Genomic DNA, 14,399 nt, shown 5'->3' on the forward strand with positions numbered 1-14,399 from the left:
AATGAAAGTATTAATAACTGGTGGAGCCGGATATATAGGAACAAGGCTGGTAAAGCACCTGAGCAGTAATAAAGCGATTGAGAAAATCATAATTTATGACAATTTGATGCGGGGCAACTATAACTTGTTTCTAGGTGATAAATTTATAAACCCATATGCTATTGAGTTTATCAAAGGCGACCTATTAGATTCTCGAAGTTTGAAAAAGGCTCTGGATGGTATTGATGTTGTGGTTCATCTCGCTGCCAAGGTCACTTCTCCTTTTGCCAATGTAAACCTTCATTTCTATGAGCAGATTAACAATTGGGGCACGGCAGAGTTAACCTATGCCATCGAAGAAAGTGATGTCAAGAAAGTAATTTATCTCAGCAGCATGGGTGTCTATGGGTTTGACGATGAGCCTATCACTGACGATCATGCCGTTAATCCATCGTCTTTCTACGCCATCTCGAAGCAGCGTGGCGAGGAACATATCCAGCGATTAAGTAAGGACAGAAATCCAATCGTACTGAGATGTGGCAACGTCTACGGCTACAGCCGCAGTATGCGATTCGATGCGGTCATCAATAAATTCGTCTTTGAGTGTAATTTCAACGGTCGTCTTCAGATCAATGGTAATGGCAATCAAAAAAGAGCGTTTATCCATGTGAATTCGATGGCCAACATAATCCAGGATGTCATTGGAAAAGAGGTGCCGTCAGGAGCATACAACGTGTCAGAAAGAAATCTAGCGGTGCTGGACATTGTTGATGTTTTGAAAGAACTTAAACCGGAACTGGAATTTCTCTTTGTAAACCAAAATACTGAACTCCAGCAGCAAATGGCTGACATGGATCAAAAGCTAATGGAGCATGTCAGCTATGGTAAGAATCTTCCAGAGTTCAAAGATGAGATGATAGAGTTTTTAAATAGCTTTAGCTACTGACCCTTGAGCACATATTTGCCTCCTCCTGTACAAAGTAGAAAAATTGCAAATGTCAATAAATGAATGGCTGGAGCTGTGTTGATATATGTGTCTCCGATATGTACCATCAATAGGGCTACAACAAAATTGGCCACCATCAAAAGAGCTGACTCACGCACCCACAAACCAAGTATCCAACTGACTCCTGCCGCAAACTGCAAATAAACCGATGCATGGGCGGATATAATTGGGAATGGGAAGCCATTTGCACCAAGAAAATCCGCAAACTCCAACATGCGACTATGGCTAAGGATATTATCCTGTGTCCCCCAGATCAGCCTGATACCAAAGGCTATTCTCAATAGAAGAAGAGAAACATCTGTATATTTTGAAAAGAGTCTTTGCAGGTTCATATTTGAATTTAATTCAAAATATGAATTAGATAAAATTCACTTCAGAAAATGAGGAATTCTTTTGATGATCGGTCAAACCATTGGTTATAAGGCAGATAAAACCAGCTGAGTTTAGGTTTGTTGCTCCTTCGGGGTCATAAAATTCCTTCTATAATTTTCATAAGCTTTTCAAGCTGCACCTTATCTACATGATCGAAATCTGCTAATTGATCACTGTCTACATCCAATATCAATTGCACCTCGCCATTCTTAATTGCCGGTAAAACAATCTCTGACTTAGAGGCGCTACTACAGGCAATATGGCCAGGAAACTTATCCACATCATCCACAACCATTATGCTTTGATCTGCCCAGGAAGTCCCGCATACACCCTTGCCCTTTCTAATTCGAGTACATGCAATGGGACCTTGAAAGGGCCCCAATACCAACTCGTCGCCTTTAACAAGATAAAAGCCTACCCAAAAAAAGCCCATGCCTTCTTTAAGCACTGCAGCAATATTTGCTAGATTGGCCACAAGATCAGATTCGGAAGATATCAAGGCCTCAATCTGAGGAATCAGGGACTCATACTTTTGCTGTTTATCAGAGGTCTCAGGAACGATAAGATTTTCTGCCATTATTAAATATTGGATGTGCATGCAATTTTACGACCTGCTGCTTGAAATAGTTGAATAATTCTAAAGATATTTATTGCATGTACGATGTGATTGTTGTTGGTGGTGGTATTGCAGGGCTAATTAATGCTATTCTGACCAGTAGATCCGGATTGAAGGTTGCCCTTTTCGAAAAGAAGGCTTACCCATTTCATAGAGTATGTGGAGAGTATTTATCGAATGAAGTCAGGCCTTTTCTCATCCGCAACAATCTATTTCCGGATGAACTCATGCCGACCAACATTTCTAAGTTTAGGCTGAGCTCCACCAATGGGAGTACCGCTCGATTGCCTCTTGATCTCGGTGGATTTGGCGTCAGCCGATATGCCTATGATCATTTCCTCTACCAACAAGCTATAGGCGCAGGGGTCGAAGTATATCAAAAGAGTAATGTCACTGATATCAACTACCTCGATGGCGTTTTTCAAGTCATAGCCAATCACAAGACCTTTGAATCAAAAATAGTAATAGGCGCCTATGGAAAGCGAGCAAAACTTGACAAGGCGAGAAGGTTTATGCAAAAAAAATCTCCTTATATCGGAGTGAAGTATCACGTCCGGACGGATCTTCCTGCAGATGAAATCTCGCTTCACAATTTTCAAGATGGCTATTGTGGGATTAGCCAGGTCGAAGAGTCCAAGTTCAACCTTTGTTATTTATCCAACCGAAAAAATCTCAAGCAACACAACGACATCGGTCTAATGGAACAGCGAGTGCTTCATAAAAATCCTTTTTTGGCTGATTTATGGAAAAATTCAGATTTTCTACTCGAACGACCAATTGTAATAAATGAAATATCATTTGATAAGAAAGAACTTATTCATAATCATATCTTAATGTGCGGAGACACAGCTGGCATGATAACTCCTCTTTGTGGAAATGGCATGGCCATGGCTATCCGTTCTGCTCATTTGCTCTCTACATTGATTAAAGGATATTTTGAAAATGAATCAGTTGATAGAACAAAACTGGAAAGACTTTATACCCAAAAATGGAATAATTTGTTTGCAACGAGGTTGGCCGTCGGGAGGCAAGTTCAACATCTATTCGGTTCAACTTGGTCGTCGAATATAGGAGTAGGTTTGGCTCGGTGGAAACCGCTTGGTACCGCTATCATATCACTCACTCATGGTCAGCCTTTTTGACTCTTTCATTTTATTTCATACTATTTTGGCTGACAATATGGATCACTCGGCATACACCAAAAAAATACTTGTTCATTTTTCGGTTGAACCTTATTTATTGCCGTCTTAGCTTAGCCTAAAATAGCTACTTTTAATCATGCAACTTTCTCTTCTTCCTGATACCGACACTATGTATACGGCTCTCGTTCAAAAAGACAGCTCATTCGAAGGGGTGTTTTTCGCCGCCATAAAGACTACTGGTATCTTTTGTCGGCCCACCTGTCACGCCCGTAAACCCAAACCAGAAAATGTTGAATATTTTGGCAATAGCAAAGAAGCCCTGGATCATGGCTATCGCCCATGCAAAGTTTGTCATCCTATGGAGATGAAAGGAGCCATTCCGATTTGGCTCAAACCCTTATTAGACGATATTGAAGCCACGCCTAATACTAGAATCAACGATCAAAGTCTAAGAACCAGAGGACTCGATCCTGCTCGTGTGCGGCGATGGTTTAAAAAAAATCACGACATGACTTTTCAGGCCTATCTCAGGTCTCTACGTATCAACAACGCATTTGGTCAAATTCGACAGGGCGACCAAGTAATACAATCTGCCTTTAGCAATGGTTTTGAATCCCTGAGTGGGTTTCTAGATAGTTTTAAGAATTCTACTGGATTTAGTCCAAAGGAAAGTAAGTTTAAAAATGTAATAGCAGTCACCAGAATTCCTACTCCGCTGGGGCCTATGATGGCCGGGGCATCCGAGGATGGTGTTTGCCTTCTGGAGTTTACCGATAGAAGAATGCTCGAAACTCAGGTTAAAAGATTGAGAAACTACCTAAAAGCTGAATTGATTCCAGGAAAAAGCCCTTTTTTCGAACCTCTCACAGCAGAACTTGAAAAATATTTTGCTGGCAAATTGAAGCATTTTACGGTCCCGTTAGACACTCCCGGAACAGATTTTCAGCAGCAGGTTTGGACAGAGCTCAGGAATATTCCATATGGCAAAACACGCAGCTATAAGGAACAGGCCATCGCGCTAGGAAATCTAGGAGCTATACGGGCTGTTGCCAAAGCCAATGGTGACAATCGAATATCGATTATCATACCTTGTCACCGAGTCATTGGATCCGATGGGGCCATGACCGGATATGGTGGAGGTATTTGGCGAAAACAATGGCTATTGGCTTTGGAAAAGAAAAACTTCTAACATGCGATAGACTCCGATTTTTATTCGATTATATTCGTCTAAAACATAATGACGAGTAGTGAAACTTCCTAAGGCCTTTCCAGAAAATAGCAAACTCAAAAACCTTAAAAAATTTCAAGAATCGCCTATTGAGTACATGAAAGAGGCGGAAAGTAAATATGGCTCTCCTGTTGACCTAAATCTACCCATAGGAAAATTTGCTTTGATTTCAGACCCGGATCAAGCTCAGCATGTCCTGGCTAACAATCATGAAAATTATACCAAGAGTAATGGTTATAAACAAGTGGCTCTTGTACTCGGCAATGGCCTGCTCACAGCTGAAGGCAAAGAATGGCATACCAATAGAAAAATGCTTCAGCCTTCTTTTCATAAAGCGCAGCTAAGAAAACTATTACCAGCAGTATGGGAAACTGGTACTCAGTATATCAACAGCTTAAATACAAAAGAAGAACTCAGACTCGATACAGAAATGAATGGCCTGACGCTTACCATTTTATTAAACTCGCTGATTCATTCTTCTGATGAAGAAATCCTATCTAAGATGTCTGATCACGTCAGCTTCGGTCAAGAATTTATTGTTAATAGAATTCGATCACCATTCAAATGGCCATTATGGATTCCGACTAAAAACAATAAGAGGTATCATTCGATGATGAACGACTCCAACCGATTGATAGAAAGAGCCATCAACGAACGAAGCCTACCAGAAAAAGAAGAAATCAATGACCTGCTTTCTGTCTTACTTGAAAATTTTGACCCAAAGGACAATTTTGAGCAAATAAGAGATGAAGTATTGACTTTCCTTGTGGCCGGCCATGAGACTTCCTCATTGGGCATGACCTGGACTTTGCACCTTCTAGCTCATCACCCAAAGGAACAAGAAAAATTGTTTCAGGAAGTGAAAGATCTCAAGTCGCTTGACGACCTGGATCTCCTCAATTTTAGCAACCTAAAGTACACAGGTCAAGTCATCAAAGAGTCTATGCGGCTATATCCACCAATCTGGAATATCGTACGAAAGGCCAAATCAGTAGATCAAATAGGTGATTATGAAATTGATGCCGGCTATCAGCTTATGACCAGTATCTATCAATTGCATCACAATGATCAATACTGGGAACACCCAGAAGAATTTGATCCTTCGAGGTTCGAAAATCATATGCTAAAACACAAATTTCAATATCTACCTTTTGGTGGAGGTCCAAGGTTCTGCATAGGCAACAATTTTGCCCTGTTTGAAATGACAATTCTCACCGTTTTATTTATTCGACAGTTTGAGCTAGAACCACTCTCTCCCGAAAGGATAAAATTTAACCCTTTACTTACCTTGCGTCCAGACCTTCCAGTATCAGTAAAGCTGCGTCAAAGAGATTAGCTCAGTTATACTAAGAAGTGGGTTAAGATTCAAAAATACACCGCTCCTATTAGTAGTAAAATCAATCCAGTTCGGTAATCATATTTTCTTCCACTCGAAAAATCTTCATTGGTTCAAATTTCTCGGATAGTAGACTTCTTGTTCGCTCTTCTCTGGCGTCGGTGAGAAATACCTGGCCAAATTCCTTCGACCCAATTATTGACATCAATCGATCAATACGCCCATCATCCAGCTTATCAAAAATATCATCGAGCATCAAGATCGGTGTTATCTTCAAATGCGATTTGACAAACCCAAACTGGGCTAATTTCAAACTAATCAATAAGGACTTTTGCTGACCCTGAGAGCCATACTTTTTTATCGGAAACCCGTCTATTTCAAAAATATATTCATCTCTGTGGATTCCTAGGCCGGTTCGTTGTGATTGGATATCTCGCTGAATGTTATCAGCAAACTGCTTTCCAAAATCAGCTGATAATGCTTTTGTATTGTATACGATTTCCACTCTTTCTTTTTTGTCAGCAATACGATCATAATTATTCTGAAAATGGGGTAGAAATTCTTGAATGAAAGATCGCCTTTTCATGGCAATTTCCGCACTATCATTCACCATGGGCGTTTTGTACGTTTCCAACATTACTTTGTCTACTCTGCCAGATTCTGCCATCTTCTTCAACAATGCATTTCTCTGCTTCAAATAATGGTTGTACCTGATAAGCAGCTTGAGGTACTCAGAATCATATTGAGAAATAATACTATCAAAAAACCTTCTTCTCACCTCATTACTTTCACGTATGAGTTCATCATCATTAGGAGCTATAAGCACAATGGGAAACTTCCCTACGTGCTCACTTAACTTATCATACTCTGAGTCATCGACTTTGAATGTTTTACGACTATTCCTTTTCAAACTGCAATGGATTTTGTGCTCTTTTTTCGATAATGAAATCTGTCCATTGATGACAAAGTACTGACCATCATGCTGAATACTTTGTGAATCCAAAGCATGAAAGGCACTCTTGGTGGTAGATAAATAATATATCGAGTCCAAAATATTAGTTTTCCCACTTCCGTTAAGCCCGACCAGGCAATTGAAGTGATCACAGAATGAAACCTCCGCCTTTTCGTAGTTTTTAAAATATTGCAACGAGAGTGATTGAAGGAACATATTGCTTTGCTGTCAGTACTAATTTAACTAATTTCGCTGTTCGTTAAAACGAGCGAAACGACATTCCCAGTAAACTAAATTTACGGCGAACCGCTTAAACACCTTTTGAAATGGCAAGTGTAAAAGAAAAAAAGAAATCAAAGGCAACATCTAAAAACGAATTCTCAAAGTCGACCTATCTTACCTGGTATGAGACCATGCTAATGATGAGAAAATTCGAAGAGAAAGCCGGACAACTCTATGGTCAGCAAAAAATCAAGGGATTTTGTCATCTTTATATAGGACAGGAAGCTTGTGTTGCAGGTGCCGTGAGTGCACTCGAAGAAGGGGACAAATACATCACTGCCTACAGGGACCACGCCCATCCTATTGCTCTAGGCACGGACCCAAAAAGAATCATGGCCGAATTGTTTGCCAAAGAGACCGGGATTTCAAAAGGTAAAGGAGGCTCTATGCACATCTTCGACAAAGAGCATAACTTCTTTGGAGGTCATGGTATCGTGGGTGGGCAAGTACCATTAGGTGCAGGGATTGCCTTTGCAGAAAAATACAACGAAACCGGAAAACTCTGCATCTGCTATATGGGAGATGGAGCTGTTAGACAAGGAGCGTTTCATGAGGCTTTAAATATTGCCATGACCATGAAGCTACCTGTCATTTTTGTTATTGAAAACAATGGATATGCCATGGGCACTTCTGTTCAGAGAACTTCAAATGTGACTGGTTTGGATCAGCTAGGTAGTGCTTACGAAATGCCATCAGAATCGGTCGATGGCATGTCTGTAATCGACGTCCATCATTCAGTGGCCAGAGCAGCGGCACGTGCCAGAAAAGGAGATGGACCAACCTTGTTAGAGTTTAGAACTTATAGATATAAAGGACACTCAATGTCCGATCCGGCTAAGTATCGGACCAAAGAAGAAGTGGAGTCTTACAAGCAAAAAGACCCTGTAGAAATGGTGAGAAAAGACATCATTAGTAATAAACTAGCGACAGAAAACGAACTTAAAACCATTGACCAAAAAGTAAAAGAAGAGGTTGATCTTTGCGTAAAATTTGCAGAGGAATCAGATTATCCCGCACCTGAAAATGCCTATACCGATGTATATGCTGACCCTGCTTATCCATTTCTAGAGGACTAATACTGGATATAAATCATAGTAATCCAATATGATTTTAAAATATTACTACATTTGCGGTCAGAATTTTTGAATTAGAATGACAAAGAAGAAGAAAAGTACGGAAAAACACGATCATGATTTGTTCGAGAATCCGGAAGCTATAGCTGAGCAGTTCTCAAGAACAGAACAGTTTATTGAAAAAAACAAAACAGCAGTCTCTATCGCAGCAGGGATTATTCTGGTCGTAATCGTAGGCTATTTATTTGGTACTTATTACCTCCAGGGTCAAAATAACAATGCACAGAGAGATATGTTTCAGGCTGTGTACTATTTTGAAGCCGACAGTCTGGGGAAAGCACTCAACGGGGATGGCAACAACTTTGGCTTTCTTGATATTATAAGTGAGTACGACATGACCGAAGCTGCAAATTTGGCTAACTACTATGCCGGGGCTACCTATTTGAAATTAGGTGACTATGAAAATGCAGTGAGGTACCTAGATGCTTTTAGTGCCAGCGATTATGTAGTTCAGGCAAGAGCCTATGCCTTATCAGGAGATGCACAAATGGAATTGGGTAACTACAAGGAGGCAGCCGTACTATATGAGAAAGCAGCTGACTATAACTCTAACAAGCAGTTTAGTCCATCATATTTAACAAAAGCAGCAATTGCCAATGAAGAAGCTGGCGATCTCAATGCGGCTATAGACAACTATCAAACTATTGTTGACGAATATTATGACGCCTTGGAATATCAGGAGTCTGTAAAACACCTCGCTAGATTGCAAGGATTGTCTAACTAAAGTTTAATAAAGAAAATTTAAGGAAAGGGATGAGTTGTTACTCAGCCCTTTTTTCTTTTAATGCTAAAATTTATTCCTATGGCAAGTAATCTGAAAAACTTAAGTGATTATAGCAACAAGAATTTAACAGACATTGCTGACAAAGTATTTGCTATTGTTGTTTCCGAATGGAACGAAGAAGTCACGGAATCGCTGTATAACGGGGCGATTGAAACACTATTACAGCATGGCGCCAACAATAAGAACCTTGTGAGAGTAGATGTGCCTGGCAGCTTTGAATTGAGCCTGGGAGCTCAGAAGATGGCTCAAAGGGATGATGTAGATGCTGTGATTTGCCTTGGATGTGTGATACAAGGGGAAACCCGTCACTTCGACTTCATCTGCGACGCCGTTGCGCATGGCGTGACCAACGTATCACTGAAATATGACAAGCCAGTCATATTTGGAGTATTGACTCCTGAAAATCAAAAACAAGCAACGGATCGTGCCGGTGGCAAACATGGTAATAAAGGAGATGAGGCTGCCATCACAGCTATCAAGATGCTATCTCTTTAATCAAAAAGCTAGAGCCAGCCCCAAAAGAAAAAGATCAGCCAGACGAGGACAAATAGTGGTAGTAATATTGGGATTGAAAACCTGATAATATAGCCGAAGAATGAAGGCATCTTGATCCCTACTTGTTCAGCAATAGATTTCACCATGAAATTTGGCCCATTACCAATGTAGGTCATCGAACCAAAGAAAACCGCAGCAATTGAAATAGCCTTCAATGACAATATTGAATTGCTAAATTCTCCATTCGAAAATCCAACGACGTCCGCCATTTCATTAATCGACCCGCCTTGAGAAGCGAGTGCCGCAGTCAAAAAGTTGATGTAAGTAGGAGCGTTATCCAAAAATCCTGAGAGTAATCCTGTTCCCCAGTAAAGCGTATTGTGCGTGATCATAGCTGCTCCTGTCTCAGATTGGGCAAAATTGCCCACCAGTTCAAGTGCTGGCATCATCGTGCCAAATATGCCAATGAAAATAAAAGCAACCTCTCTAATAGGTTCAAAATTAAATTCATTCCATTGCAGAGCTTCTTTGTTTGCAAATTTGTATGACAGATATCCAGACGAAAGCATTATTATTTCCCTTAGGAAGGAAAATTTCTGGCCGTCATAGTGGATCGCCGGAACCCATTCCAAAACATTCGGGTCAAGGAATACAGCGCCTACAATGATGGCAAGCCACAAGAAATTTTTGGTTCCAACAAAAGTTACCGAGTTGGACGGAGTATGTGAGCTTTCTCCAAAGCTATAATCTGACTTATTCTTTTTGTCTGTGAAATAAAACACAGCTGCCAGCGCCAGACAGGCAAATACCCATGGGATAATATTATACTTGAGTGTCCAGAAAAAAGGAACACCTTTCAGAAAACCAAGAAAAAGAGGTGGATCACCAATAGGCGTTAGAGAACCTCCGATGTTGCTCACCATAAAAATGAAGAAAATAATATGGTAGGGCTTGATACGATTCTTATTCAGGCGAATAAAAGGTCTGATCAAAAGCATAGAGGCGCCAGTGGTACCAATCACATTTGATATTAATGCTCCTATCAAGAGGATTATGACATTGGTCATTGGTTTTGCCTCTTTATCTACTTCTATCATAATACCACCAGAAGCGATAAACAAACCGCTGAGAAGAGCAATGAACTGCACGTACTCAGCCATTGCATGCACAGGGGCATGTGTATTGTGCAAGACGAACAAATAATACGATATCACCATGACCGCAAGCACGCAAGCCACTATAGGGTAATTTTTGTGCCAGAAATGTTCATAGAAAAGTGGACCTGTAGCTATCATGATCAATAGCAATGCGAAAGGAATCACCGACCAACCTGGAGCATGATGATGGGCATCATCACTCAAATTCTCTACTACAGGTGCCTCTATCGAAACAATTTCTTCGGATATACTTTCTTCATTGGCCCTCACATTGCCGGCATACCCCTGAAGGCCACAACTCAACAAAACAAAAAGAACCAAATATTTGTACATACTGCTTAAGAATAATTGAGAGCAATTATATGAAATCTAAATCGATCATTTTAGTTTCAACTTGTAATTTTCTTATTCTTCTCATAGCAGGTTGCGATTGATGTAATAAAGATATTATCTGTAGGGATAAAACCAAGCGTGTAGTATTAATATTTTACAATTTTTGTACGTATTAAGTTCTCCCATTAATTTCACCATATAGAAAAAGTACAATAAGCCCATTATTTCAGTATGCCAGATAACTCATCCAATATTGTCATAGACATAGGAAATTCTTCGCTAAAAGTAGGACAGTTTGTCGATTCAGAATTAGTCGCAGACTGGAATTGTCACTCAACAAATGATGTTGTCGAATTGGTTTCTAAACTTCAAGTAAAGGCAGGAATTGTCTGTAGTGTCGGAATGGATACACAAGAAATAGTCTATAAACTAAAGCCTTTAGAAATAAATATTCTAACTCCCAGCACACCTATTCCATTCAATAATCATTATAACACTAAGAACACCCTTGGGTTAGACAGAATTGCTGCTCTGGCTGGAGTTGAAAAAATTAATAGCGGTAAAAACAATTTGGTAATCGATATTGGATCATGTATTACATATGACTTCCTGGACAAGGATAAAAATTACCATGGAGGTAGTATTTCTCCCGGAGTCAATCTGCGTTTTAGAGCCATGCATGACTACACACAACGACTACCGTTAATCACCAATTATCAGGAAGCTAAACTAATTGGGAATACAACAAGGGAAGCGATGATGAGTGGTGTTATGATTGGAATAACAGCTGAATTGGATGGCATTATTAGTCACTATCAAATCAAATGGCCTGATTTAGAAGTGATTATGTGTGGCGGAGGACTAAATAGTTTTGAATCTAAATTAAAAGCACACATCTTTGCATCCCCTAAATTGGTGTTGATCGGATTGAACAGGATATTGGAGTATAATGAGAAGACTTAAATGGTTAGTGATTCTTGCAGCTTTTATGAGCTGCAAATTTGTTTTAGCACAAAACACTTATTCCCCATATACAGTAATTGGCATTGGAGATTTGAACGGAATGGGTCTTGCAAATAATGCGGCCATGGGCGATATAGGAATTGGAACACCCACAGTTTGGCACATCAATAATATGAACCCAGCCCTGCTTGCGTTTAATACTTTGACAGTTTTCGAAATAGGCATTGAAGGAGAAAACAGAAAAGTAACTAACAGTTTCAATTCTGTAAAAGTAGGTACCGCCGGGTTCAAGTACCTCTCATTCGCCTTTCCAATCATGTCGGGAAAGTGGACTTCAAATATTGGCCTCATGCCATATAGTTCTGTCAACTATGATTTTTCTTCTCAGCAAGATATCGCTGGTACTACAGTAGATGCCATCATAGATTTTGAAGGAAGCGGTGGATTAAATAAAGTCTACTTCTCCAATGGATTTCAGGTGAAAGATAATTTATATGTAGGATTAAGGCTTTCCTATCTTTTTGGTTTAATTGAAGAGACTACTTCCACTCGCTTAGAAGGTAGCGGAATCACCCAGCAATTTCCTACTGGGTACTTTGGAAAAACAAATTATTCTGGTTTTGATACCGGACTTGGTGCCGCATACAGAATGAGCCTCAACGAAGAAGACGTACTAAATTTTGGTTTGACCTATGATATTGGACACTCCATCGATGGTACACGACTAGAGCGTATACAATATGAAACCGGAACTGGCAACACTGTGCCTGGTGATACACTTATCAATGACCTAAATGACTCCTATCAATTGCCAACAGAATTGGGCATCGGTTTTTCTTGGCAGAAACTTAATAAACTGTCTCTCGGCATAGACATAAAACGGTCATTTTGGGATACCAATGCCGGATTTGCGGATGATAGCGAAGAGTATCGAAGTACATGGATGGTTGGCCTCGGTTTTGAATTCACACCAAAATACAACGATGTCAGCAATTACATAAAAAGAATAAAATACCGCATCGGACTAAACTATAAGCAGGTTCCATTTCTAGTGGATGGTCAGACCATAAATGATTTTGGCATCAATTTTGGCTGGTCTCTTCCAGTCAAGGGTCTCTCAGCAGTCAATATGTCTGTTAAATACGGGCAGAGAGGAGCGGTGACAGGCGCCTTGGTAAAAGAACAGTACTTCAAATTTGTACTGGGAGCAACGATCAATGATCGCTGGTTTATTAGAAGAAAATACAATTAATTATTATGTTGCGCTTTCATTAGCGAATTACATGGCATGTATTTCGAAGAGAGCAGACTATTAAATTTTGAAAATATGAAAAAGCTAGTACTATTCGGATTATTTATTGCGGTAAATACAATCTCAATTGCACAGCAGGGGTGGAAATGGCCTGAAGATGTGGAGACGGCTAAAGAAAAAAATGCGCTTTACGTTGACGCTGTGAAAAGCAAACAATTTGCAATGGCAGTAGCACCGCACCAATGGTTGCTCGACAACGCCCCGGATCTAAATGAATCGCTTTACATCAATGGAGCCAAAATCTATGAAGGACTTGTAGATGGCACTTCTGACGCTGCTAAAAAAGTGGAGTATCAAGGCATAGCACTCAAAATGTATGACGAAAGGATCAAATATTTCGGTAATGAAGGTAAAGTGCTAAACAGAAAAGCCTTTACTGCTTATAAATACTACAAAGGGAATAAGTCGAAATATCAGGAACTTATGACCCTTTTTGACAAAACATTCGAACTCAATCAGGAGAAAACCTTGGATAACAATCTAATGGCCTACATGGATGTTGTCAGACGATACAAACTGAGTGGAGGGTCTATCACGGACGAAGAAGTCATTGACAGATATGGCATGATCTCAGACGTGATTGATGGAAAAATAGCAAAAAAGAGAAATGTCCCTAGATTGGAAAAAATACAAGCCAATGTAGACAAACTACTGACCGCTACGGTTACTGTAGACTGTGCGTTTGTAGAAGACAAACTTGCTCCTAAAATGAGAGAGAGCAAAGATCCAAAAATGGCGAAGAAAGTGTTTCAGTTGATGCTTACGGCTAAATGTTCAGAAAGTCCAACTTTCGTAGAAGCAGCAGAGATTGTTTATGAAAGCGAGCCTGCATTTGGTTTAGCTAAGGTGATCGCTCTTAAGCACGCTTCTACCGGGGATGTGCAAAAGGCAAGCGAATACTATTCCCAAGCGCTATCGCTTACAGACGATAATTTGAAAAAATCAGAGATCTATTTGAGCTTAGCACAGATGCATGCATCAAATGATAACAAAGCTGCAGCCAGAACCAATGCAAGAAAAGCACTGGCCAATGACCCTTCAGCTAAAAAAGCATATAGCTTGATTGGCAACCTCTACATGCAAAGCTACAATGATTGCAGAGCTGGTGAAAGTAAGGTAGACGACAGGTTGGTTTTCATCGCTGCATACAATCAATACAAACGTGCCGGAGATCAAAGCGCTATGGAAAAGGCTAAGGAGCAATTTCCTTCTATCGAGGAAATATTCGAACTAGGTCTGACCGAAGGACAATCTATGACTGTGGGGTGCTGGATCAACGAAACTGTGGTACTTGAAAGAAGACCATAGT

The 14,399-nt window shown here is 40.1% G+C and carries 14 protein-coding genes; 10 read left to right on the plus strand and 4 right to left on the minus strand.

What is annotated here, in order from left to right; translation table 11 throughout:
• Nucleotide 1 precedes the first annotated feature (1 nt).
• Complete coding sequence (locus tag ABJF11_RS09490) at nucleotides 2-925, plus strand: NAD-dependent epimerase/dehydratase family protein (RefSeq protein ID WP_348119577.1); 924 nt, start codon at nucleotides 2-4, stop codon at nucleotides 923-925.
• Here the strand turns inward: ABJF11_RS09490 and ABJF11_RS09495 are convergent.
• Nucleotides 919-1,317: a DoxX family protein gene (locus ABJF11_RS09495; protein WP_348119578.1), complete on the minus strand. Its 399-nt coding sequence runs from the start codon at nucleotides 1,315-1,317 to the stop codon at nucleotides 919-921. The two genes, ABJF11_RS09490 and ABJF11_RS09495, sit on opposite strands and share 7 nt — an antisense overlap.
• Nucleotides 1,318-1,451: 134 nt before the next feature.
• The gene (locus ABJF11_RS09500) at nucleotides 1,452-1,934 is read right to left on the minus strand and encodes a GAF domain-containing protein (RefSeq protein ID WP_348119579.1); all 483 of its coding nucleotides are present in this window, start codon (nucleotides 1,932-1,934) and stop codon (nucleotides 1,452-1,454) included.
• 77 nt (nucleotides 1,935-2,011) lie between these two features.
• Between ABJF11_RS09500 and ABJF11_RS09505 the strand changes: the two genes are divergently transcribed.
• The 3 genes from ABJF11_RS09505 (at nucleotide 2,012) to ABJF11_RS09515 (ending at nucleotide 5,679) form a co-directional block, all read left to right on the plus strand.
• A complete protein-coding gene (locus ABJF11_RS09505) occupies nucleotides 2,012-3,115 on the plus strand; it encodes an NAD(P)/FAD-dependent oxidoreductase (RefSeq protein WP_348119580.1) in 1,104 nt (367 codons plus the stop codon).
• Nucleotides 3,116-3,251: 136 nt separating this feature from the next.
• Complete coding sequence (locus ABJF11_RS09510) at nucleotides 3,252-4,304, plus strand: methylated-DNA--[protein]-cysteine S-methyltransferase (protein WP_348119581.1); 1,053 nt, start codon at nucleotides 3,252-3,254, stop codon at nucleotides 4,302-4,304.
• Between the two features lie 58 nt (nucleotides 4,305-4,362).
• Nucleotides 4,363-5,679 (plus strand): cytochrome P450, encoded by a 1,317-nt coding sequence (locus ABJF11_RS09515; protein WP_348119582.1) that lies wholly within the window; start codon nucleotides 4,363-4,365, stop codon nucleotides 5,677-5,679.
• Between the two features lie 61 nt (nucleotides 5,680-5,740).
• Here the strand turns inward: ABJF11_RS09515 and ABJF11_RS09520 are convergent, their stop codons facing one another.
• Nucleotides 5,741-6,847 carry a DNA replication/repair protein RecF gene (locus ABJF11_RS09520; protein ID WP_348119584.1) on the minus strand — a complete coding sequence of 369 codons (1,107 nt, stop codon included), beginning with the start codon at nucleotides 6,845-6,847 and terminating at the stop codon, nucleotides 5,741-5,743.
• A 110-nt stretch (nucleotides 6,848-6,957) separates the two neighbouring features.
• Here ABJF11_RS09520 and pdhA point away from each other — a divergent pair, with 110 nt between their 5' ends.
• The 3 genes from pdhA (at nucleotide 6,958) to ribH (ending at nucleotide 9,325) form a co-directional block, all read left to right on the plus strand.
• Nucleotides 6,958-7,989, plus strand: a complete 1,032-nt coding sequence (gene pdhA, locus ABJF11_RS09525) for a pyruvate dehydrogenase (acetyl-transferring) E1 component subunit alpha (protein ID WP_348119585.1) — start codon at nucleotides 6,958-6,960, stop codon at nucleotides 7,987-7,989.
• 76 nt (nucleotides 7,990-8,065) lie between these two features.
• Entirely contained in the window at nucleotides 8,066-8,770 is a 705-nt protein-coding gene (locus tag ABJF11_RS09530; protein ID WP_348119586.1) for a tetratricopeptide repeat protein, read from the plus strand.
• A gap of 78 nt (nucleotides 8,771-8,848) precedes the next feature.
• The gene (gene ribH / locus ABJF11_RS09535; RefSeq protein ID WP_348119587.1) at nucleotides 8,849-9,325 is read left to right on the plus strand and encodes a 6,7-dimethyl-8-ribityllumazine synthase; all 477 of its coding nucleotides are present in this window, start codon (nucleotides 8,849-8,851) and stop codon (nucleotides 9,323-9,325) included.
• An 8-nt stretch (nucleotides 9,326-9,333) separates the two neighbouring features.
• On the opposite strand, the gene ABJF11_RS09540 is transcribed toward ribH, so the two are convergent.
• The gene (locus tag ABJF11_RS09540) at nucleotides 9,334-10,815 is read right to left on the minus strand and encodes a sodium:proton antiporter (RefSeq protein WP_348119588.1); all 1,482 of its coding nucleotides are present in this window, start codon (nucleotides 10,813-10,815) and stop codon (nucleotides 9,334-9,336) included.
• A gap of 231 nt (nucleotides 10,816-11,046) precedes the next feature.
• Between ABJF11_RS09540 and ABJF11_RS09545 the strand changes: the two genes are divergently transcribed.
• The 3 genes from ABJF11_RS09545 (at nucleotide 11,047) to ABJF11_RS09555 (ending at nucleotide 14,398) form a co-directional block, all read left to right on the plus strand.
• The gene (locus tag ABJF11_RS09545) at nucleotides 11,047-11,778 is read left to right on the plus strand and encodes a type III pantothenate kinase (protein ID WP_348119589.1); all 732 of its coding nucleotides are present in this window, start codon (nucleotides 11,047-11,049) and stop codon (nucleotides 11,776-11,778) included.
• On the plus strand, nucleotides 11,765-13,030 hold the full coding sequence (locus ABJF11_RS09550) for a hypothetical protein (protein ID WP_348119590.1): 1,266 nt from the start codon (nucleotides 11,765-11,767) through the stop codon (nucleotides 13,028-13,030). The genes ABJF11_RS09545 and ABJF11_RS09550 overlap by 14 nt, the downstream gene beginning before the upstream one ends.
• 75 nt (nucleotides 13,031-13,105) lie before the next feature.
• A complete protein-coding gene (locus ABJF11_RS09555; RefSeq protein WP_348119591.1) occupies nucleotides 13,106-14,398 on the plus strand; it encodes a hypothetical protein in 1,293 nt (430 codons plus the stop codon).
• The last annotated feature ends 1 nt before the right edge of the window (nucleotide 14,399 follow it).

The organism is Reichenbachiella sp. (assembly GCF_039941815.1).
Lineage (GTDB): Bacteria > Bacteroidota > Bacteroidia > Cytophagales > Cyclobacteriaceae > Reichenbachiella.